This window comes from Paenibacillus rhizovicinus (genome assembly GCF_010365285.1).
Lineage (GTDB): Bacteria > Bacillota > Bacilli > Paenibacillales > Paenibacillaceae > Paenibacillus_Z > Paenibacillus_Z rhizovicinus.
The window spans coordinates 2,300,489-2,321,842 of sequence record NZ_CP048286.1 but is presented as its reverse complement, the minus strand read 5'-3'; the positions used below and the strand labels follow the sequence as shown (position 1 = coordinate 2,321,842).

Genomic DNA, 21,354 nt, shown 5'->3' with positions numbered 1-21,354 from the left:
GAAGGAGAGACACATCATAATGGGACAGGCAATTCTGCAGGTTCAAGGCTTATGCAAACATTATAAAGGCGTGAAAGCGGTCGACGGCGTCGACATGCAGCTGAACCAGGGCGATATTTACGGCTTCCTGGGACAGAACGGCGCCGGCAAAACGACGACGATTCGGATGATGATGGGACTCATCCGTCCGTCCTCGGGCACCGTGAAGCTGTTCGGCGAAGAAGTCGGCAAAGGGAGCAATGCGGTGCTGCGCAAAGTCGGCTCGGTCATCGAGTACCCCGGCTTTTATCCGAATTTGACGGCGATCGAGAATTTGGATTTGCATCGCCGGATGATGGGCGTCAAGGACAAGAAGTCGATGGAGGAAGCGTTGCACACGACCGGTCTGTGGGAAGCGCGGAACCGCAAGGCGTCCAACTTCTCGCTCGGCATGAAGCAGCGGCTCGGCATCGCGCGGGCCATTCTGCACGGACCTGAGCTGCTCATGCTCGATGAGCCGACGAACGGTCTTGACCCGATGGGCATCAAGGAAATCCGCTTGCTCATTCAGGAGCTGGCGCAGAAACGGAAGATCACGATACTCGTGTCCAGCCATATTTTGAGCGAGGTGGAGCAGCTGGCGACGAAGGTCGGCATCATTCACCGCGGCGTGATGCTGGAGGAGTCCACGATGAGCGCGCTGAAGGACAAGAACCGGCAGTATATCGGCTTGCAGGTCGACGATTTCGCCAAATCGCAGCAGTTGCTGAAGGGCGAGCTCGGCATTCGGGACTGCCGGATGGAAGATGACGGCTGGCTCCGCATCTATGACGAAGGACGGCAGCCGGGCGAAATGAACCGTTTGCTCGTCCGCGAAGGCATCGAGGTCAGCAGCCTCGTCGCGATGAAGGACTCATTGGAAGATTACTTTGTACGTTTAGTGGAAGGCGGTGGAGCGCGTGGCTGATTTGATCGCATGCGAATGGTTGAAATGGCGCCGGTCGCGGATGCTGTGGCTCGTGCTGCTTGGGGCGCTGCTGCCCGCGCTGCTCGTGTTCTTTATTACGTTGAACGGCGCAAGCAATGACGAGCCGTTTCATTGGAAGAACTATTTCGAGACGGACCTGCAAATCATGGCGATGCTGATGTGCCCGGCCTTATTTTCTTTATTGATCGGCTATATGTTCGCGCGGGAATTTCAAGAACGGACCGTCAACAACATGCTCACGGGACCGCACTCGCGGCTCAGCGTTCTGGCAGCCAAGTTCATCATCACCTTGCCGGTGCTGCTGGCGGTCATGCTGCTGTCGTTCCTGCTCGTATTAGGCTCCGGGTTCGTCTTCCATGGAGCATCGGAATCGTTCACGATGTCGCTGCTCTTCGACCAGGCGGGTAAATTCGGCTTGCTGCTGCTGCTGGAATACGCATTGGCGCCGATCTCGGCTGCCGTGGCGCTGCTCTGGCGCAGTTATATTCCTGCCATGGGCCTTGGTATCTTCGCGGTCATCTCGGAGATGACGATCATGCAGTCGAAGTACATCATGTATTATCCGTGGAGCGCGATTCTTAATCTGACGACGGATCTGTCGCCGGATCATAATTCCGCCTCGATCGGCTATGCGACGCTGGCGATTGCATGCGTCGTGCCGCTGTTCTTGATCGCTGCGTACTTCCGCCGGGCGGACGTGCATAGCGGGTAACGGGATGCGAATACCTAAGTGAGCAAATTACGGAAGCGGCTGCCGGCAGCTGCCGAATGAAGAAGAGCGTCTGAGGATTAATGCCTCGGACGCTCTTTCTTTGTGTAGACTGCTGCTGCTATTTTACTTTGCGGCGCAAAACCAACCCCAACCAACCCAATCCAACCCCAACCAACCCAACCCGTATCGGCGATTGACCAGTGCATGTTCCAGGTTCGCCGTCAGCTGTTTTCCAACCGATAGGACTGCGGCGATTTGCCGGCATATTGCTTGAACAGCCTGGAGAAATAATGCAAGGACTGAAAATGGTACTTCTCCGCGATCTGCATGATGCTTAAGTTCGAGGAACGCAGATCATCCTTGGCCCGATGGACGAGGAACTGGTTCATGTATTGGATCGGCGTCGTTCCGGTCGTTCGTTTGAACAGCTCGAAGAAATAGCCCCTGCTCAAACCGAGCGATTCCGCATAGACTTCCGGCTGGATGCGGCTGCCGTTCAGAAGATCGTCCTCGATCCGCGCAAGCAGCTTCGTAATCCGCGGGTCGGGGATTTGATTCTCCTGCAGCGAGAAGTTCAGGAACTGTTCGATGAATTGCAGGAAATAGCTTTGAACCGCCATGCCGCGCAGGAACGTCCGCTCCGTCGTATGCGCGTTTCCCGTATAGCTTTTTTGCAGCAGCTCGACCCAGCCGCGAAGCGATGCGCCGGCGTCGGCGATTTCCGCGAGGGGATACGGGAACGAAGGGCCGACGAGCTCCGGCTGTAATTGGGACGCATCGTAGCAGATCGGGGCCGACGCATCGCCGAATGTCTCGGTCCGGTCCACGTAATGCCAGTCGAAATAGCAGCAGACATGGGTCATTGGGTCGTGGCGGCTAGATATCCAATCATGGCATCGGCCTGCTTCCATATAGACCATCATGCCTGGAAGCGCCTCGAATTCGCAGCCTTGCGAGCGGAAGATGCCCCTGCCTTCTGTGACGAAGTAGATGGAGGCGGAATAGCAGTGCCGGTTCAAGCTTGCCTGATCCGGGGAGAAGATGTATTTGGTCGCGTAATAGACGAAGGGATGATAACGGGCGAAATCCATTAAGGCTTGCCTCCTCTCCATGGATTGCGGAATATGGCAGCGGCCTGTAGTAGGACGCGGGGCTGCTACTCGGTAGCTTCCCGTTCATTTGCCTGATGCGAAATGAGCGGACGAACCCAACCAGGAGAGCATCCGGATCCGCGCGGTTTCCATTCATTATAAGGCAAATTGAATCGATAACAAGAAGGAGAAGCGGGAGAGACAGCCGAAAAGGACGCAGACAGCCGCGAATCCCAAGAAGGGACGTCAACGCCGCAAGCGCAGTCAAGCGCAGCCTCGGCAGAGACGTCCCTTTTGCGATTCGTTTAACCTTTTACCCGCCCAGCAGCGTGTCGGTCAGCAAAGAGCCTAAGAGCAGCAGACCCATCGCTGCAGAAGAACGATACGCCCATTTCATCGTGGAGGCCGCGCCGATCCCGGACGACTTGGACCTCGCGACGGCCGAGCGGAAGTAGAGCAGGAATCCTCCGGCGATCATGGCGGCTTCAAGTGCGGCGCTTATCGCGGAATGCTGCCAGAGTCCGAAGCCCAGCAGCGGGAGATGGCCGGCATTGCCTGGGAGAATCGGCAGATCCGGTCGGTGAACGATTAGGTCGAGCAGCCAGTGGCTGAAGACGACAAGTCCGATGACGATGCCGGATCGTTTGCTCCAGATCCGCCAGCCGAGCCACAGTGCCAGAAGCGAGATGACGACGGCCCCCGCCAGCGAGTGCGTGTAATTCGCATGAATGAGACCGCCGCCATAGCCGTCTCCTCCGACGGCGATGATGGTTTCCTTGCCGGTGACGAACAGCGGCACGAAAATCACGTCGAGCAGCTGCGTGCCCAGCATGAGCGCCCATACCGGCGTGTTCGTATCCTTCGCCTTCACGGCGGCGGCCAAGCCGAAATGTCCTGCGAACATTCAATGCATCCCCTTTTTGCCGGACTGGCGTCCGTTGTGATTTCCAAACCTGATCCGATTCGCAATTCCATGACGATTCTCAGTCCCGTTAAGATTCCCCGATCCGTTGCCGATGCGGGCGTCAAGAAATCCGCAGACGACTGTGAACAGCAGCATGAACACGATGAAACTCATAAGAGCAGCCTCCCGTACATCATTTTATAACCAATGGTTACTAACCTATGGTTATAATATAACCAATGGAAACTTGTGTCAATATGGTTTTGAGCGTTTTTTAACTTTTTGAAGGAAGTCCAGGTTAAGACGTTTATTCCGCCCTTCGCCATGCGTATTTCGTTTGTGAAGTATGAATTGTGAAGTGTGCAGCTATATGACCTGACGATCGTGCAACGATCTGACTGGCTGCTAAATACAAACTAACGCTATAAGCGTACATTTAATACAGCATGAACAACTAGTGAGCTAAGGAGATGCAGCATATGAACGAACAATTGAACTTATTATCCGATAAGCAAATGGCTGATTTCATTACGAACGGTTACGTAGTCTTGCAGAATGAGCTACCGGAGGCGCTTCACCGCAGCGTCATGCGGCAAATCGATTTCGTCATGCAGGAGGAGGGCAATCCCGGCAATAATATTTTGCCTCGCGTGCCGGATATCGGGAAGTTCTTCGAAACGCCTGTCGTCAAAGGCGCGCTGACCAGCGTGCTGGGACCGGACTACTACATGCATCCGCATCGTCACATGCACTACAATCAGCCGGGCAACCAGATGCCGGGAGGCGGTCAATGGCATAAGGACGGCTACTGGTCGTCGATGCGCAGCCATCGGCCATGGTGGGTCATGATGTTCTACTATACGCAGGACATTACGGAAGAAATGGGGCCGACCGCCATCATGCCGGGCTCCCAATACAGCGAGAAGCTGCCGGGAAGGGAGACGATACTCCCGACCGGCAAAGCGGGCACGATCGCGCTCGTTCATTTCGACCTGTGGCACAAGGCGTCGCTCAATACGTCGAACCTCGACCGGTACATGCTGAAATTCCAGTTCGTCCGTTTGCGGGAGCCGGTATCGCCAAGCTGGAATCATAGCGATCCGGTGCCGGACTTCCCTGCGGATCGTCCGGACGGGCATCTTGTATTGTGGCAGGATACGTGGAACTGGTATCTGGGCAATCGTTCGGGTGCCGGCTCCGAGCTGGCGGAGCAGCCTGAACTGGTAGCCGAACTGCGTGAGCGTGAAATGGCAGCGCTGGACGCGCAGCTATCGGATGGCGACGCGGCCGTTCGCGCCATAGCGGCGGATCGGCTGGGGCTGATCGGCGAAGCCGCCGCGGGCAGCGCGGCCAAGCTGAGCGCGCTTGTACAGGATGCGCCGGCCGAGGACGCCGGACTCAATGCGGCCTATGCGCTTGGCCGCATGGGAACGACAGGCATGCAGGCGCTGCTGGAGCTGCTGAAGCATGGCTCGAAACTGGCCTCGCAGCGGGCGGCTTACGGATTGCAGGCTGCAGGCGCGGCGGCCGTGCCCGATTTGGCGTTGGCGCTCGGGCAGGCGGAAGAGAACAGCAGAGCGTTGGCGGCTTTCGCGCTCGGAATGAACGGAGCGGGGGCCTCCTCGGCCGTGCCGGCTTTGATCGCGGCGCTCGAAGACCAGAGCGAGTGGGTGCGGCGCAACGCCGTCGAGGCGCTTGGGATGATCGGCGAGCCGGCGGAACTGACGGTTCCGGCATTGGTCCGCATGCTGAAGGAAGCGGTGCGGCGGGAAGCCGCCGAAGACACGGGTTCGGCCGGGGGTTCCGATCTGTACGTTGCGAATCAGGCTTACATTACGAACAAAATCGCCTACACGGCCGCGCTTTCTCTGCTTCGCATCGGCAAGCTGGGGGATCCGGAGCTCGTCCTATCCGGCTTGCAAGCCGGGCTCGGGAGCAAGGACCGCTACGCTCGCGCCTATGCGTTCGAGGCGTTGACGGCACTGCGCACGGAGAGGGCGATCGACGTGCTGATCCATTATTACCGCACCGCCCGCTGGTGTTCGGATACGCACAAAGCGAGCACGTTTTAACTCCTCCGCAGCCGACCCGAACGCCTGACGGAACCGCGTCGGCCAGCCTAAATTGAACGTTGACCTGCTCTCGGGAGCAGGTTATGCTAACCGATAGAGTTGGTGTGCCGGAATGCCGGCACCCGGAACGAAACTATCGGTTAGAGGTGACGATTTGAATTACACTTGGCGAAAACAATGGACGTCGGATGTCCGTTTGAATGTGCTGGCGGGCATCACGGCAACGCTTGCTTTGATTCCGGATTCGCTCGCTTTCTCGTTTATGGCCGGCGTCCCGCCGACGGTCGGCATATATGCTTCGATCTGCATCCTGCTTGTTATCACGTTTCTGGGCGGCCGCCCGGGAATGATCTCCGCAGCGGCGGGTTCGATGGCGGTCCTTATGCTGACCCTCGTGAAAGAGCACGGGATCGAATATTTATTCGCGGCAACCATACTGACTGGCATCATTCAATATTTAATGGGCGTCTTCAAGCTCGGCAAGCTGATGAACTACGTGCCGCAGCCCGTGCTGACCGGCTTCGTCAACGCGCTCGCGATTCTGATCTTCCTGTCGCAGCTTCGCTATTTCGACCACGCTTCTTGGACGATGTACGCATTCGCGGCGGCGGCGTTGCTCATTATTTACGTGCTGCCGCGGTATTTCAAGGCGATTCCTTCGCCGCTCGCCGCCGTCATTCTGCTGACGTTCGTCGTTTGGGCGTTCGGCATCCATGACGTCAGCCGCATTGGCGACATTGCGAAGATCGACGTCACGCTTCCTTCGTTCTTGCTCCCGGACGTTTCGTTCTCGTGGGAGACGCTGCTTATTATTTTGCCGTACTCGCTGTCGCTAGCCGTAGTCGGGTTTACGGAAACGATGCTGACGCAAAATTTGCTGGACGAAACGACTGGGGAGAAAACGGACAAAAACCGCGAAATGCGCGGCCAGGGCATCGCGAATTTCATCGCGGGCTTCTTCGGCGGCATGGCCGGCTGCGCGCTCGTAGCGGAATCGGTTCTGAACGTCCGCATGGGCGGGCGGAATCGACTGTCCACCCTCGTCGCCGCCTTGTTCCTGCTGCTGCTCGTCGTCGTGCTCGGCGACCTGCTGTCGCTCGTTCCGATGGCTGCGCTCGTCGGCATCATGCTGATGGTGTGCGCGGCGATTTTCGATTGGAAATCGGTATTCAAGGTCCGCGAGGTGCCCGTCGGCGAAACGATCGTGATGGTCGTTACCGTCGCGGCGGTCGTTGCAACGCATGACTTGGCGGTCGGCGTTATCGCGGGCGTCATCGTCAGCGCTATGTTCGCGCTGCTGCAGCGCAGAACCCGGGGCCGGAGCCGCCCTTCGGAAGGGTAGGGAACGCGGATGCATGGAGGCAGTTTCTTTGATGCGAAGTGGCGGTCCTCCGGCGAATTCCGGCCGAAAATCGTCGCTTACTACTATAAGCAGTGGGACGAGTTTCTGATGGGCTTCCATGCGCATGATGCGACGGAGTTCATGTATGTCATCTCCGGCATCTGTTCCGTGGAGACCAAGAACGAAGTAATCGCGATGCGCAAAGGCGATCTCATCATGCTGGATGCCGGCGTACCGCATAAGCTGCGCGTCGATAAGGACAGTCCGTGCCGAATGCTGAATGTCGAGTTCACGTTCAAGCCTTGCGAGGGAGTTTTCCCTTCATTAAATCAGTTGGCTGAGGGCGATCCGGCGCTATTGGCCATGCTGGAACGGCAATTGGATACGATCGTGCTGCGGGATTCGGCGGATGTGCAGCATATCTTGAAGAGTCTCGTGATGGAGCTTGATATCGGCGGCGCAGGGGCAGGCAAGGAAACGATGACGAACCTGCTCATTTCACAGCTGTTGGTCCGCGTGGCCCGGCTTGCCGCCGAGGATGCGAAGGACAGCGCGGAACGTCAAATTCACCGCTACGTGCGCACCGCGGCCGAGTACATCCATCAGCATTACGATTGCGATATCCAAGCCAAAGACGTTGCGGCGGCGGTCAGCTTACATCCGGTATACTTGCAGCGGATTTTTAAAGCGAACATGAACGTCTCGATCACGGAGTACTTAACGGAATTGCGCGTGGAGCGGGCGAAGATGCTGCTTGCCAGCACCGATGTCCCGATCATCGAAGTCGCCGACTATATCGGACTGAACAGCCGGCAATATTTCAGCATGCTGTTCAAGAAGACGACAGGCATGTCGCCTGCCGCTTATCGCAAGTCGGCAGCGTCGATCCAGTCGTTCTCTACCTTATGACCTGATGCGTGAACGTATAAGGTTGAAATAGTTGACATGCCTCGATGAAATCTGTTGCAAATGTGGAAACGCCTTCTTTCGCCGCCTGCTACAATGAGTGTAAGGATTACATGCATTCAAACAGGTGAAAGGGAGGCTTTTTTCATGTCTTTTAAAGTAGCTTTCGTAGGAGCGGGCTCGATCGGATTCACGCGCGGTTTGATGCGCGATTTGCTGTCGGTACCTGAGTTTAACAATATCGAAGTTGCATTTACTGACATTAATGCACATAATCTCGAGATGGTCACGCAGCTGGTTCAGCGCGACATTACCGAGAACGGCCTGTCCATTACGATTCAATCGACGACGGATCGCCGCGAAGCGCTCAAGGATGCGCGATACGTATTTTGCGTCGTGCGGATCGGCGGCCTGGAAGCCTTCCAGCATGACGTGGACATTCCGCTGAAATACGGCGTCGACCAATGCGTCGGCGATACGCTGTGCGCAGGCGGCATCATGTACGGGCAGCGCGGCATCGCGGCAATACTCGAGATTTGCAAGGACATTCGCGAGGTCGCGGATCCCAATGTACTGCTGCTCAACTATGCGAATCCGATGGCGATGCTGACGTGGGCGTGCAACAAATACGGCGGCGTCCGCACCATCGGTCTGTGCCACGGCGTGCAAGGCGGTCATCATCAGATCGCAAAGGCGCTGGGCTTGCAGAAGAAGGAAGTCGATATCATCTGCGCGGGCATCAACCACCAGACGTGGTACGTTTCCGTCAAGACGAACGGAGCCGACAGAACCGGCGACCTGCTGGAAGCGTTCGAGAACCATCCGGAGTTCAAGCAGACGGAGAAAGTGCGTATCGATATGCTGCGCCGCTTCGGCTACTACTCCACGGAATCCAACGGCCATCTGAGCGAATACGTGCCTTGGTACCGGAAGCGTCCGGAAGAGATCAACGAGTGGATCGATCTGGGTTCATGGATCAACGGCGAGACGGGCGGCTACCTGCGCGTTTGTACCGAAGGACGCAACTGGTTCGAGACCGAATTCCCGAACTGGATGAAGGGCGATCCGTTCGTCTATTCCGCAGAGAAACGCGGCGAGGAGCACGGCTCGTATATTATTGAAGGATTAGAAACAGGCCGTGTCTACCGCGGGCACTTCAACGTCGTGAACAACGGCGTCATTACGAACCTGCCGGACGACGCGATCATCGAAGCGCCGGGCTACGTGGACCGCAACGGCATCAATATGCCGGTCGTCGGCGATCTGCCACTAGGCTGCGCTGCGGTGTGCAATGTCAGCATTTCCGTGCAGCGTCTCGCAGTGGAAGCTTCCGTTAACGGCGACGATAAGCTGCTGCGCCAAGCGATGATGATGGATCCGCTTGTGGGCGCGGTATGCAATCCGAAGGAAATTTGGCAAATGGTCGACGAGATGCTCGTTGCGCAAGCGAAATGGCTACCGCAATACGCCTCCGCGATCGATGCGGCGGAGAAGCGCCTGGCAGCGGGCAATCTCCTCCCGACCCGCGAGAACTATCAAGGCGCGGCCCGTTTGAAAACGAAAACGATCGAAGAGCAGATGGAGGACCGCGAAGCGGCAACCCGCAATGCGATCGAATCGGATAAAGCGAAGGAGCGTCCGGCTGCGGCGCACTAGTACGGAACAGAACAGAAGAAGGCTTCGTAGGTTTGGCTGTTAAGCCGAACGGTACGAAGCCTTTTTTTTGAAGCATTTATAATGTAACGAATGTAACGAATGTAACGAATGATCGTTATCGTTTCGGATAAAGCGGATAATCCACCGATGTCGGCACGTCGATCAGAATGAGGCGCAGCGGCGCGTCTCCGGTCGAGGCGATGACGGCTTCGGCCGTCCGTTCCGCCCGGACCAGAATGAAGTCCTTGTGCTGGAACGTCGTCCGGTTATCGGATTGATCCGCATACGACCATGTACCGTCGCCGCGAATGGCAAGCGCGGTCAGCGAGCGGTCTTTCGTGATCGGATGGCGATATACGGCACCAGGCTCCAGCTCGACGTCCCACATGCGCGCGTCGGCGGTGATGCTGATCGGAGAGCCTTCTCCGATGACGGTTTTCTGCGTGAAGCCTTCGCCTTGGACAATCGGGAATGCTTCGTGCTCGTATTGATTGTAGGTCGGTTTTACTTTCAGTGCTTCCTCGATCGAAGGCTCGAACCAAATTTGGAAGCCTTCCATGTCCGGGCCGACGAACCGTTCCTCATGGCTGACGCCGGATCCGGTCTGCATCAGCTGGACGCCGCCGGCGCCGACGGTGCTCTTCGTACCGAGCGTATCCCCATGCTCGGCTTTCCCCGAGACGACATACGTCATGATTTCAAAGGCTTGATGGGGATGAAGCGGAATATAACCATCGTGTTTGGCATGCGCCCAAGCCCAATAGAATAACGTGCTGACCCGTTTCACGACGGAACCTTCGCCGGAGAACCCGATCGGTTTCTGTTCGGTGATTTTACCGCGGTCAAAAGCACCGGTTGCTTGCAAAGTCGGTCCATAAACAAGTGTTTGCATATCGATTTTCCTCCTTATAAATAAGAATGCTGCAATTCAATCCGCAAATCGCCTCAGCCCACCGCATAGTCTCCGGCGCCGACAAGCGCGATGCCTACTGCGGCAGCGATGATAATGACGTTGTATTCGATGCCGTTCTGCCTCACCCAGTAGCCATGTCGAATATGAACGGCAGCAATCGCGCCGAGCATCGGCAAGACGATCAGCGTCGCGGCAAGGGGCAAGCCAAGACCAAGAGAGAAGAGCAGGCCTCCGGTCAATTCGGCTAGTCCGGCCAGCAGCGCGACGACAAGGCCCGGTCTAATGCCCATGGAATCCATCCAACTGCCGGTTGCTTTCAGCCCGAATCCGCCGAACCAGCCAAACAGCTTCTGGGCGCCATGTCCGGCTAGCGTCAATCCGACGGCCAAACGAATAATCAATAAGCCAAGCGACATTCGAGTAGGAACCTCCTCCGAAAATGCGAACGTGAACCGTTAAGGGGGCGGCCGTAACCGCGAAGCCCTCCTCGTACGATCGCTACGTAAAACTGCTCTGGGCAGCGATCCCGAGCTTCTTCAATAGCTGAGCCGCTTGTGCCTGTTCTTCCGGCGTAAGACCTTCGACCGCTTTCGAGATCGCTTCCGTATGCGGCGGGAAAGCTTCGTCCAGAAAGTGTTTGCCTTGTTCCGTAATCTCCGCATAAGTGACCCGGCGGTCTGTCGGACACGCTTTGCGCTGCGCCAATCCTTTGTCCGCAAGCTTGTCGATGACATACGTAATGTTGCCGCTCGTCATCAAGATCTTCTCGCCGATCTGCTGCAGCGGCTGTTCGCCCTTGTGATACAGAAGCTCCAGCACAGCGAACTCCGTCGGATTAAGGCCGCGTTTCCGAATGTCCTGATGGACATGAGCGGTTACCCACTGATGCGCGCGGGATAGGGTGATGAATAGATTCAATGCATGGTTATGGTCAGGCGTAGTCAAGGTCCTCACCTCGTTTAGTAGTTGGCGCTCTGATAATGCTAATTTCAACAGCGATCATGTACGATAAAGACTTAATGGTTGATATCTTAAATTAAAGATATATCATGACGAACGAATTGTCAAGCTTGAAACGGAAAAAGCAGCCCTCATCGCCGCGCTCTTCGGCTCATCCTTATGAATACCGGCCCAGGATACATTTTGAGTATTTTGAGAGTATATAATGAAGAAACGGGTAAAAGTAGGTGTGCTGATCATAAGGAGGCCATTCAGAGAGAGCGAGAACGATCCTACTGGAGTTGGGGATGTAAGGGAAAATTTTTTTTCTCTTCATTAAATAAGTTTCTTGAATAATTTCCTTGGCGAAACGTTGCGAACGTAAAAGCCGGAGCATCCGTATCGAATACTCCGGCCAGGAACGGTGAAGCTTAGGCTTACCGCGGCTTACTTGTGGAACGCTGCGCGCCCTCGTTGAACTTCGATTGGCGCCGGGACCTCGTTGCCGCCTGCGAACTGATGCTGCACCAGCTTGTTGAAGGAGGACAGCCAAGGCTTAAGCGAATGGCCTGCCCATGCTTCCTGCGCGTATTGAATCAAGTGATTGTTAAATTCCATGTTTGCGGAGATATGCACTTCCTGAACGGCTGGCGCAAGCTTGCGGACATGAACCGCGATCGTTTGTTTAAGCTCGTCGGAGATTTGATTATGGTCATTGACGGTGAAGTTGGAATTGTACGGCGTTGCGACTCGCTGATTGTTCCAATACGGGCTGCCGCTATCGTCATTGTATACGCCTTGCGTCGAACCCGAGTTATTCTGTTCGCGCGTGCTGCGTCCGCCGGATTTGAGCGTGCCGGTTGCCGTCCAGTCCGTCGTAATGGCGATATAAGCATTCTTGTCCGTCAGCATCGCGATGGCGCCGGCCACGCCATTGATATTCGAGACGTCGTTGGAAATCAGCGAGCTGTATTCGAACCAGGCATTGTCGTGCTGTCCGGGCAATCCGCTTACGGTACCGAACATGCGGCTGCCCAGCATTTTCGGATCGCCTTTGTTGTTGCTTCCGTAATCGTATGTGCTGTTTTGAACGTAGCGTTGATAATTGCAGCCGTTTGTGACGACCACGCTTAGCGTTAATGCGGTAAGCAAAGTAAGAAAACGTGCTTGCTTCATCGTAAGGTCGCTCCTTTCTTCTGCCTGTCCTTAGAATGGGCGAGCGGAGAGCAAATATGCATGGCGAACCGATACATAAAGAACCATGGTTTATGCACACAATGTAGGATAGACATGGAGCTTCAGAAGTGAAAATTGGCAAGCTAAAAAACGGGGAAATCGTTGGTTTCACTAGGGATGAGAACATTTTGTGAACATCCTTGGGAACATTGACAAATAGCACCTGCAACTTTATATTTATTTAAGTGATTAGATTGCGGAAGTTGTCTACACATCTAGGATTTACAAGCAGCAGAGCCGCTTTTTGCACTGTCTACGGCTGCTGTCAAAACGTAAAAAGTGGGGTTGATTGATGATGAAACGGTGGCACGTTCTAAAACGGCTATTGCCGCTTCTCGCCGGAATGGTGTTGCTGCTGTCAGCTTGCGGACGAGCTGACTTATCGACGCTGAGACCGCAAGGACCGGTAGCCGAAGAACAGTTCGGACTAATGAAACTTACGATCACGATCATGGTTGTCGTCGTTCTGATCGTATTCGTAATCGCAGGCTATGTTATTATTCGCTATCGCCGCCGTCCGGGTGACAAATCGATCCCGGTTCAAGTGGAAGGCAACCACAAGTTGGAGATTATTTGGACCGTTATTCCAATCATTCTCCTGATTATCGTCGGTATTCCGACGGTTAATTCCGTATTCGGGCTTGCGAAGGATTACACGAAAGACCCGAATGCCGTACAACTCAATGTTACGGCTCACCAGTACTGGTGGGAGTTCGAATATTCCAAACTTGGCGTTAAAACAGCGCAAGAGCTTGTTATTCCGGAAGGTACGATCATTTCCGTTCAAGCGAAGACTGCCGACGTTCTTCACTCCTTCTGGATCCCGTCCCTGGCGGGTAAAGTGGATACGAACCCGGGCGGAAACGTGAACACGATGTACTTTAAAGCCGATCATACCGGCGTATTCCTTGGCAAGTGCGCAGAGCTTTGCGGACCTTCACACTCCTTGATGGATTTCAAAGTCAAAGTCGTGGACAAGGCTTCGTTCGACCGTTGGGTTGCAGCAATGAAGTCGCCTGTAGCTCCTCCTCAAGATCAAGAAGTTGCGGACGTGCTTAATAAACAATGTCTGACTTGCCATGCAATCGGTAGCAGCGGTGCTGCTTATCCTAACCTCATGGGTATCGGAGGCAAACAAACGGTCGCAGGTATCTTGGTCAACACGGATCAGCCTGAATATGCCAACGAAGGTTCGGTTGAAGACAACCTGAAGAGATGGATTACCAATCCTCAGGAAGTTAAACCAGGCACATTGATGCCTAAGGTTGATTTGACCGAGAAACAAATCGATGGCATCGCGAAGTACTTGGCGGGCTTGAAACTAGACTATTAATCACTTACGGAATGAAGGAGGTACCTACTTTGGCTCACGCACACAAGGTTAAGCGGTATAGTGGTCTCATGGACTGGCTAACAACCGTTGACCATAAAAAAATCGGCATTCTGTATTTGATCTCAGGCGGATTTTTCTTCCTGGTAGGCGGATTGGAAGCATTGATGATCCGCATTCAATTATGGCAGCCATTGAATGATTTCGTAGCAGCGCACACGTTTAACGAATTGCTGACGATGCATGGAACGACCATGATCTTCCTTGCGGCGATGCCGATCATATTCGCCTTGATGAATGCGATCGTGCCGCTGCAGATCGGCGCACGCGACGTAGCGTTCCCGTTCGTTAACGCGATCGGCTTCTGGACATTCTTCGCAGGCGGCGTCCTGCTGAATGTCAGCTGGTTTGCCGGCGGCGCGCCCGATGCAGGCTGGACGTCATACGCACCGCTTGCAACGCCTACTTTCAGCGGCGGTCACGGCGTTGACTTCTATGTTATCGGTCTTCAAATCGCCGGTATCGGCACGCTGGTCGGCGGTATCAACTTCTTGGTAACGATCATTAATATGCGTGCTCCAGGCATGAGCTTCATGCGTATGCCGATGTTTACCTGGACGGCGTTTATCACTTCTGCTTTGATTCTGTTCGCTTTCCCTGCACTGACGGTCGGCTTGGTTGCCATGATGTTCGACCGGCTCTTCGGAGGTAACTTCTTCGAACCGACCAATGGCGGTAACGCCGTGCTGTGGGAACATATCTTCTGGATCTTCGGACATCCCGAAGTATACATTCTTATCCTGCCTGCTTTCGGCGTCATTTCCGAGGTTATCAGCACGTTCTCCCGGAAACGGTTGTTCGGTTACAGCTCGATGGTATTCGCAACCGTGTTGATCGGCTTCCTCGGCTTCATGGTATGGGCGCATCACATGTTCACGACGGGTCTTGGACCTGTAGCGAATGCGTTGTTCTCCATCGCGACCATGCTGATTGCCGTACCGACAGGTATCAAAATCTTCAACTGGCTGTTTACGATGTGGGGCGGATCGATCCGGTTCACGACGGCTAACCTGTTCGCTGTAGGCTTCGTGCCTACATTCGTAATGGGCGGCGTAACAGGGGTCATGCTTGCAGCAGCTCCTGCCGACTTCCAGTATCACGATTCGTACTTCGTCGTTGCCCACTTCCATTATGTTATCGTGGGCGGCTTGATTCTCGGCCTGTTCTCGGGGCTATACTACTGGTGGCCGAAAATGTTCGGACGCACGCTGAGCGAAGGTCTTGGCAAGCTTTGCTTCTGGACATTCTTCCTCGGTTTCCACTTGACGTTCTTCGTACAGCATTTCCTCGGTTTGATGGGGATGCCGCGCCGCGTATGGACGTACCTGGACGGTCAAGGCTTTAACAATCTCAATATGATCAGTACATGCGGCGCATTCCTGATGGGAATCGGTACGATCGTATTCTTGCTAAACATCGTTATCACGTCGTTCAAACCGCGCAATGCAACGAATGATCCGTGGGAAGACGGCCGTACGCTGGAATGGACGATTCCATCCCCGGCACCTGAGTACAACTTTGCTCAAACGCCGCTTGTTCGTGGTTATGATGCATTCTGGAAAGAAAAAATGGAAGGCAAGAAAGAAATGCTGCCTGCCGAGCCGCTCGGTTCGATCCATATGCCTTCGCCTTCGATTCTGCCGTTTGTCATGGCAGTGGGGCTCTTCATTGCAGGTCTTGGCTTCATGTACGGCAAAGGCGATTACGGCGATGGCTTCAAAGCTTTCTTGTTCAACAATCACATCGTAGCGATCTTCGGTTTGGCAATTACGCTGTTCTGCATGTTCCTGCGTTCGGTGTACGACGATCATGGCTTCCATATCGAAGTGGATGAAATCACTGGTGATAAGGGGGTTAAGGCATGAGCGGACATTCGCACGTAGACGGACAATTGCCTCACGAGCCCGAGAAAGCAACGCTCGAAGGCCGTAATAAAGTTCTTGGTTTCTGGCTGTTCCTTGGTGCCGAAACCGTATTGTTCGGAACGCTCTTCTCGGCGTTCCTCGCGCTTCGCCATCAAGTTGGCGACGGCAACCCGAGCGCGCAGGAGTTGTTCGAGCTTTCGACAACTGCTTGGGCAACGTTCATCCTGTTGACTTCGTCGCTTACCAGCGTGTTCGCGATTCAGTCGATGCACACGAATAAAGTAAAGTCGATGATCATCTGGTTGGTTATCACGATCTTGCTGGGTCTTGGGTTCCTTGGACTCGAGATCGTCGAGTTTACAAACTACGTTCATGAAGGTCATAAGTTCTCGACAAGCGCATTCAGTACATCGTTCTATACGCTGGTTGGCTTCCACGGTGCCCACGTATTGTTCGGTATCCTTTGGATCAGCATTCTGATCGGTCAAATCTTCAAAAAAGGTTTGAATGTCGTAACAGCTCCTAAGATATATGTAGCCGGTATTTATTGGCACTTTATCGACGTCGTGTGGGTATTCATCTTCACCGTCGTGTACTTGATGGGAAAGGTGGGCTAAAGAATGTCAGGTCAACAACATTCCGCAGTCAATGAGCAAGAAAAACACCATAAACACGAAGGTCCTAAGAAACATATCATCGGTTTCATCATGTCCATCCTGCTGACAATCATCGCATTCGCGATGGTTGCAGCAGGCGAAATCAACACTACGTTTATCTACTTGTTTCTCGTTCTGATGGCATGCGTTCAAGTTTTCATTCAAATGGGTTTCTGGATGCACATGAAGGATCGGGGACATCTGTACCCGATTATCGGAATTTTGATGGGCGTGTTCGTCGTATTCACGATTGTCATCATGGCTGAATATTGGGCTTGGTGGTAATACGGTGTTAATTGAAGAGGGGGAGGTCCTTGCCGACCCCCTCTTTTGTTGTAAGTGAGTATCGCTATGGAAAGGGGTACCAACCACATGCTTGGATTGCAATATTTCAGCTTTGATGAGTTGTGGAGCCCATGGTTTTTCTTCTTTATGACAGCATTAGTCATTCTCTATTTCTACTTGGCTGGGCCTTGGAAGGAAAAGCATGCGCCGCAGGAGCCGAAAGTAACCGGCTTGCAGAAAACGATGTTCGTGTCTGGGATGGTCTTTCTGTACTTGGCGCTGGGCGGGCCGCTTCAGCTGCTCGGGCATATGATGTTCACGTTCCACATGGTCAACATGTCACTAGCGTATTTGATAGCGCCTCCGCTGCTGTTGCTAGGAATTCCGGCGTACATGTGGCGGCGATTCTTCCGTGCATCCTTCTGGTCCAAGTTAGGGTGGACGATGCACCCGATTTTCACGCTCGTTTTTTTCAATATGATTTTCTCGGTCTATCATGTGCCTGACATTCATGATTATGTCATGCTGCATTTTACGATCCATCGAATCTTCTATTTGGTATTGTTTATCACATCGATGATGATGTGGTGGCAGATCGCTTGTCCTGTACCGGAATGGAACAGGCTAACGGATTTGCGCAAAATGGCGTATATTTTCGCTAGCGGGATGCTGCTTACGCCTGCTTGCGCGCTCATCATCTTCTCGGGCTCGACGATGTATGCAACCTATAGCGATCCCGATGTATGGGCGAAAGCAATGGGCTACTGTATCGGCGGGGGCAATGCCAGCCTGCTGTTATCGAAATTCTCCGGGCCGTCGTTCTTCAACTTATTGTCGTCGCCGGCAGAAGATCAGCAACTGGGCGGTATCGTCATGAAGCTGGTCCAAGAGCTGATGTATGGCTGCATTCTGGCCTACGTTTTCTTCCAATGGTACAAGAAAGAGCACGGGGATGCGAAGGATGACGAGATCCCGGACAACGGTGCACTGAACTAGAATAGCTCGAACATTTTTGTGTAGAAACGGACGGGATGAATCTTGTCAAAGTACGATATATTACCTACGATCAGCACCTCTTTCATCGTGCTCAGCGCGATATTGGTGGCGATCGGCTGGAATCTCGCTATCAAGCGGAAGCTTGAAGCGCATAAGAAAGTCATGCTGGCCGGAGCAGTCTCGGCACTGCTCTTCTTCTTGATCTACATGTCTCGTACCGTGTTCGTAGGGAATACGGACTGGGGCGGTTCGGATGAAATGAAACCGTATTACTTGACGTTTCTCTTCTTCCACATCGTGCTCGCAACAGTAGGCGCAGTCTTCGGTTTAACGACGCTGACGCTGGCTTTCAAAGAACGTTTCGCGAAGCACCGCAAATGGGGACGCATTACGTCGGTCATTTGGTTCTTTACGGCGATAACGGGCGTAATGGTGTATGTGCTGCTCTATCTGATGTATCCGGGCGGTCATACGAAGCCGGTACTGGACGTATTGTTTGGCGGCGGTTAATCGAAACTGCATGCACGGTTTTCAGCCTGAGGAACGTAAACCAATCAACCTAAGAGGTAAATCTCCTTGTGAGATTTACCTCTTTTTCGTACAATCATGTTAGTTAAGAACATCACATGTTTGTTTTAAACAAGGGGGGTTAGAGGATGCGGCTGCATGGGCGTCAATATACTCGAAGAGAAATCGAGGCGCATGTTGGACGGATGGAGCAGCTCGGCGGGATTCGAAGAATGGCGCTTGCGGAGGGCAATGAAACCGGTGCCACCATCATTGCCGTACGGACGGGTGCGGGACTTGCGTATGAAGTGACGCCCGATAAAGGAATGGATATTTCCATGGCTGCATTCTCGGGTTCGTCCTTGGCATGGCAGTCGGCCAATGGCGATGCGCATCCTTCTTATTATGACGATCAGGGCACAGGCTGGCTGCGCACGGCGGCCGGAGGCTTATTCATGACCTGCGGCTTGATCAGCGCCGGCTCGCCCGGCATGTATGACGGTCGCACATACGGACAGCATGGCCGGGCGCATCATACGCCGGCACGGCAGGTCAGTGCGGAGAGCAGCTGGGTCGGCGACGAGATGGAGCTCATTATTCGTGGCGTAATCGAGGAGACGTCGATTTTCGGCGGGCATCTGCGCTTGCGACGAGAGATTCGCAGTCGGATGGGAGAGAATGCGATCGTAATCCGCGACTTGGTGGAGAATGCCGGCTTTAAGGCCTGTCCGCATATGATGCTGTATCATTTTAACTTCGGCTATCCGCTGATGACGGAAGAGACGAAGATTCGTTTTCCGGGCGGGAAAGTTAAGGCTAGGGAAGCCGAGCTGCCGATTGACGGTTATGATCGCTGGGAGCAGCCGGATGCGAATTATGAAGAGCGCGTGTATTACCATGAGCTCCCGGAGAGTCCGGACGGGTGGGCGGAGGTCGCCGTTCATCAGCCGCGGTTTCCGCTAGCTGCGGGGATAACGGCACCGGCAACGTTGAAGCTGGCTTGGAAGACGGCGTTGCTGCCACGCTTGGTGCAATGGAAAATGCCCGGGGCCGGCGTTCATGCGCTAGGCATCGAACCGGCCAATTGCGGCGTGGAAGGACTGGAGGTCGAGCGGCAGCGCGGCACGCTGCGCATGCTGGAGCCGGGCGAATCGGTGCAATACGAATTGAAGCTGTCGATCGACGCATCGATGGACGTGGAGGAAGAGTCATGAGCTTAAACGAACGGCAGCGGAAGCTGCTCGCCATGCTGGCAAACACCGGCGAAGTGAAGGTAGCCGCATTGAAAGAGACATTCGGCGTGACGGAAATGACGATCAGGCGCGATCTGGAGAAGCTGGAACTGGCCGGGTATGTGAAACGTACCTTCGGCGGTGCCATCATGGCATCGAAGGATGTTGCGATTGGCGACCGGACGGGTGTAAGGACGGAAGAAAAGCAGGCCATCGGCAAGGCGGCCGCCGCGCTCGTGCAGGAGAACGACGCGATCTTCATCGATGGCGGAACGACGACGTTATATGTGGCTCGTTATTTGAGAGCGGACATGAACCTCACGGTCGTGACGAATGCGTTGAACATTGCCATGGAGCTGCTGGAGAAGCGAATTACGACCGTGGTGACTGGCGGCATGGCATTGGAAGCGACCTCCACGCTGGTCGGTCCAGGCACGATAGAGGCGATCGGCAAAATGGCCTTCGACCGCGTGTTTCTCGGAGCGACGGGATTGACGGCCAAGCATGGCTTCAGCAATTCCAACATGTATGAGGCTGAAATCAAACGATTGGCGATTGCTCAGGCGACCGAAGCGAACATCGTCATCGACCATACGAAGTACGGGGCGAAGGAGCTGTTTTCTTATGCCGGGATCGCTGACGTACAGCGCATCATTAGCAGCGAGCGGCCGGAGGAAGCGTTGGAGCAGGCTTGCCGGGAGAGCGGGACGGAATTGCTGATCGCCCATAAAGATGTTTAACTCGAACAAATGAATAGACATGCTTCACTGTTCAAGTTAGAATAATGTTATAAACGAACATAATTTGTGCTGTTATAACAAAGGGAGATGGGATACGAATGTCAGTAAAGCCAAGACTTAACCGGATGTTCAGCGCGCAGGGGAAATGTTTCGATGTGGCGGTGGATCATGGCTTCTTCAATGAGCCTTCGTTCTTGTCGGGCATCGAGAATATGAAGCAGGCCGTGCAAACGATCGTGGACGCGAATCCGGATTGCATTCAGCTCAGCATCGGGCAGGCAAAATGGCTGCAGGACGTCCCGGGGAAGAAGAAGCCGGGCCTCGTGCTGCGCACGGATGCGGCGAACATCTACGGAACCGAGCTGCCGCGTTTTCTGTTCAGCGAGCTGATCGACCGTGCGATCGAGAAGGCGGTTTCCCTCGATGCGGTAGCGGTCTGCGTCAATCTGCTGCTGCTGCCGAGCCAGCCGGAGCTGCATCATCAATGCGTGCGGAATATTTCGCTATTGAAGAGCGAATGCGAGAAATACGGCATGCCGCTGATGGTAGAGCCGCTCGTCATGCTCCCGAATGAGGCGAAAGGCGGCTATATGGTCGACGGAGATATTAATAAAATCATGCCGCTCGTCCGTCAAGGCGTAGAGCTCGGAGCGGATGTCATCAAGGCCGATCCGTGCGACGATGTATCGGAGTATCATCGCGTCATCGAAGTGGCTTCCGGCATTCCGGTGCTCGTTCGCGGAGGCGGACGAGCCAGCGACGAGGAAATCGTCAGCCGCACCGTTGAACTGATGAAGCAGGGCGCTTCCGGTATCGTTTACGGCCGCAACGTCATTCAACATCCGAATCCGGCCGGCATGACGAATGCGCTGATGGCGATCGTGCATCACGGAGCGACGAACGAACAGGCACTCGCGATTTTGAACGGCGGGGAGGTCGGTTAAT

General features: G+C 54.4%; 22 protein-coding genes. 15 read left to right on the top strand and 7 right to left on the bottom strand.

Annotated elements, in window-relative coordinates; all coding sequences use genetic code 11:
* Window positions 1-19 precede the first annotated feature (19 nt).
* Together GZH47_RS10550 and GZH47_RS10545 are read left to right on the top strand one after the other, a co-directional pair.
* Window positions 20-946 (top strand): ABC transporter ATP-binding protein, encoded by a 927-nt coding sequence (locus tag GZH47_RS10550; RefSeq protein ID WP_162640062.1) that lies wholly within the window; start codon window positions 20-22, stop codon window positions 944-946.
* On the top strand, window positions 939-1,679 hold the full coding sequence (locus GZH47_RS10545; protein WP_162640061.1) for an ABC transporter permease: 741 nt from the start codon (window positions 939-941) through the stop codon (window positions 1,677-1,679). The genes GZH47_RS10550 and GZH47_RS10545 overlap by 8 nt, the downstream gene beginning before the upstream one ends.
* A gap of 221 nt (window positions 1,680-1,900) precedes the next feature.
* Here the strand turns inward: GZH47_RS10545 and GZH47_RS10540 are convergent, their stop codons facing one another.
* The 3 genes from GZH47_RS10540 to GZH47_RS10530 all read right to left on the bottom strand — a co-directional run bounded on the left by GZH47_RS10540 (window position 1,901) and on the right by GZH47_RS10530 (window position 3,848).
* A complete protein-coding gene (locus GZH47_RS10540) occupies window positions 1,901-2,770 on the bottom strand; it encodes an AraC family transcriptional regulator (RefSeq protein ID WP_162640060.1) in 870 nt (289 codons plus the stop codon).
* 313 nt (window positions 2,771-3,083) lie between these two features.
* On the bottom strand, window positions 3,084-3,674 hold the full coding sequence (locus GZH47_RS10535) for a metal-dependent hydrolase (protein WP_162640059.1): 591 nt from the start codon (window positions 3,672-3,674) through the stop codon (window positions 3,084-3,086).
* The gene (locus GZH47_RS10530; protein WP_162640058.1) at window positions 3,675-3,848 is read right to left on the bottom strand and encodes a hypothetical protein; all 174 of its coding nucleotides are present in this window, start codon (window positions 3,846-3,848) and stop codon (window positions 3,675-3,677) included.
* 305 nt (window positions 3,849-4,153) lie between these two features.
* Between GZH47_RS10530 and GZH47_RS10525 the strand changes: the two genes are divergently transcribed.
* The 4 genes from GZH47_RS10525 (at window position 4,154) to melA (ending at window position 9,650) form a co-directional block, all read left to right on the top strand.
* A complete protein-coding gene (locus tag GZH47_RS10525) occupies window positions 4,154-5,746 on the top strand; it encodes a HEAT repeat domain-containing protein (protein WP_162640057.1) in 1,593 nt (530 codons plus the stop codon).
* 154 nt (window positions 5,747-5,900) lie between these two features.
* Window positions 5,901-7,088, top strand: coding sequence for a SulP family inorganic anion transporter (locus GZH47_RS10520; protein ID WP_225446433.1), 1,188 nt, complete (start codon window positions 5,901-5,903; stop codon window positions 7,086-7,088).
* 9 nt (window positions 7,089-7,097) lie between these two features.
* Window positions 7,098-7,997: an AraC family transcriptional regulator gene (locus tag GZH47_RS10515; RefSeq protein WP_162640056.1), complete on the top strand. Its 900-nt coding sequence runs from the start codon at window positions 7,098-7,100 to the stop codon at window positions 7,995-7,997.
* A 144-nt stretch (window positions 7,998-8,141) separates the two neighbouring features.
* On the top strand, window positions 8,142-9,650 hold the full coding sequence (melA, locus tag GZH47_RS10510) for an alpha-glucosidase/alpha-galactosidase (protein ID WP_162640055.1): 1,509 nt from the start codon (window positions 8,142-8,144) through the stop codon (window positions 9,648-9,650).
* Between the two features lie 115 nt (window positions 9,651-9,765).
* On the opposite strand, the gene GZH47_RS10505 is transcribed toward melA, so the two are convergent.
* The 4 genes from GZH47_RS10505 to GZH47_RS10490 all read right to left on the bottom strand — a co-directional run bounded on the left by GZH47_RS10505 (window position 9,766) and on the right by GZH47_RS10490 (window position 12,678).
* Window positions 9,766-10,542 carry a pirin family protein gene (locus GZH47_RS10505; RefSeq protein WP_162640054.1) on the bottom strand — a complete coding sequence of 259 codons (777 nt, stop codon included), beginning with the start codon at window positions 10,540-10,542 and terminating at the stop codon, window positions 9,766-9,768.
* A 53-nt stretch (window positions 10,543-10,595) separates the two neighbouring features.
* Window positions 10,596-10,979: a DoxX family protein gene (locus GZH47_RS10500; RefSeq protein WP_162640053.1), complete on the bottom strand. Its 384-nt coding sequence runs from the start codon at window positions 10,977-10,979 to the stop codon at window positions 10,596-10,598.
* Window positions 10,980-11,061: 82 nt separating this feature from the next.
* Window positions 11,062-11,508: a MarR family winged helix-turn-helix transcriptional regulator gene (locus GZH47_RS10495; protein ID WP_162640052.1), complete on the bottom strand. Its 447-nt coding sequence runs from the start codon at window positions 11,506-11,508 to the stop codon at window positions 11,062-11,064.
* Between the two features lie 441 nt (window positions 11,509-11,949).
* Window positions 11,950-12,678, bottom strand: a complete 729-nt coding sequence (locus GZH47_RS10490) for a hypothetical protein (RefSeq protein WP_162640051.1) — start codon at window positions 12,676-12,678, stop codon at window positions 11,950-11,952.
* A gap of 352 nt (window positions 12,679-13,030) precedes the next feature.
* On the opposite strand from GZH47_RS10490, the gene coxB reads away from it, so the two are divergent.
* From coxB to GZH47_RS10445, 9 genes are all read left to right on the top strand, one after another.
* Window positions 13,031-14,071 (top strand): cytochrome c oxidase subunit II, encoded by a 1,041-nt coding sequence (gene coxB / locus GZH47_RS10485; RefSeq protein ID WP_162640050.1) that lies wholly within the window; start codon window positions 13,031-13,033, stop codon window positions 14,069-14,071.
* Between the two features lie 68 nt (window positions 14,072-14,139).
* Window positions 14,140-15,993, top strand: a complete 1,854-nt coding sequence (ctaD, locus tag GZH47_RS10480) for a cytochrome c oxidase subunit I (protein ID WP_192043632.1) — start codon at window positions 14,140-14,142, stop codon at window positions 15,991-15,993.
* Window positions 15,990-16,610 carry a cytochrome c oxidase subunit 3 gene (locus tag GZH47_RS10475; protein WP_162640048.1) on the top strand — a complete coding sequence of 207 codons (621 nt, stop codon included), beginning with the start codon at window positions 15,990-15,992 and terminating at the stop codon, window positions 16,608-16,610. The genes ctaD and GZH47_RS10475 overlap by 4 nt, the downstream gene beginning before the upstream one ends.
* Before the next feature lie 3 nt (window positions 16,611-16,613).
* The gene (locus tag GZH47_RS10470) at window positions 16,614-16,934 is read left to right on the top strand and encodes a cytochrome C oxidase subunit IV family protein (RefSeq protein ID WP_162640047.1); all 321 of its coding nucleotides are present in this window, start codon (window positions 16,614-16,616) and stop codon (window positions 16,932-16,934) included.
* A gap of 87 nt (window positions 16,935-17,021) precedes the next feature.
* Window positions 17,022-17,930 (top strand): cytochrome c oxidase assembly factor CtaG, encoded by a 909-nt coding sequence (gene ctaG / locus GZH47_RS10465; RefSeq protein ID WP_162640046.1) that lies wholly within the window; start codon window positions 17,022-17,024, stop codon window positions 17,928-17,930.
* A 42-nt stretch (window positions 17,931-17,972) separates the two neighbouring features.
* Complete coding sequence (locus GZH47_RS10460; RefSeq protein ID WP_162640045.1) at window positions 17,973-18,440, top strand: DUF420 domain-containing protein; 468 nt, start codon at window positions 17,973-17,975, stop codon at window positions 18,438-18,440.
* Window positions 18,441-18,586: 146 nt separating this feature from the next.
* On the top strand, window positions 18,587-19,651 hold the full coding sequence (locus tag GZH47_RS10455) for an aldose 1-epimerase family protein (RefSeq protein WP_162640044.1): 1,065 nt from the start codon (window positions 18,587-18,589) through the stop codon (window positions 19,649-19,651).
* Window positions 19,648-20,409 (top strand): DeoR/GlpR family DNA-binding transcription regulator, encoded by a 762-nt coding sequence (locus tag GZH47_RS10450; protein ID WP_162640043.1) that lies wholly within the window; start codon window positions 19,648-19,650, stop codon window positions 20,407-20,409. Before GZH47_RS10455 ends, GZH47_RS10450 begins: the two co-directional genes overlap by 4 nt.
* 98 nt (window positions 20,410-20,507) lie before the next feature.
* Window positions 20,508-21,353: a class I fructose-bisphosphate aldolase gene (locus GZH47_RS10445; protein ID WP_162640042.1), complete on the top strand. Its 846-nt coding sequence runs from the start codon at window positions 20,508-20,510 to the stop codon at window positions 21,351-21,353.
* Window position 21,354: the final 1 nt, after the last annotated feature.